The sequence below is a fragment of the Streptomyces fildesensis genome, assembly GCF_016107395.1.
GTDB classification, from domain to species: domain Bacteria; phylum Actinomycetota; class Actinomycetes; order Streptomycetales; family Streptomycetaceae; genus Actinacidiphila; species Actinacidiphila fildesensis.
Map to the genome: position 1 here is coordinate 1 of NZ_JAAIKO010000395.1, position 228 is coordinate 228.

A 228-nucleotide genomic window follows, 5' to 3' on the forward strand; every position below is an offset into this window, starting at 1 on the left:
GCTTTCACTTTCATCGAGGGCAATGCAGCGTACAGCATAGGAGGATCTTTTCACCTTCTTACTTTTTTGCAAACCAATTATTTGAACACATTTTCCACTTCTGCAGTCCCATATCCTGGCAGTTCCATCCTCAGAACCAGTTACGACCTGGTTGGCCGAGTTACGAGTAACTATGCAGTGCAAGTATTCTGAGTGTCCCCGAAAAACCATTTTGACCTTGCAGGTCTC

At 45.2% G+C, this 228-nt stretch carries 1 protein-coding gene; it reads right to left on the reverse strand.

Annotated elements, in window-relative coordinates; genetic code table 11:
• A partial coding sequence (locus tag C6N31_RS46685) for a hypothetical protein (RefSeq protein ID WP_368860210.1) occupies positions 1-210 on the reverse strand: 210 nt, incomplete at its 3' end.
• Positions 211-228 lie beyond the last annotated feature (18 nt).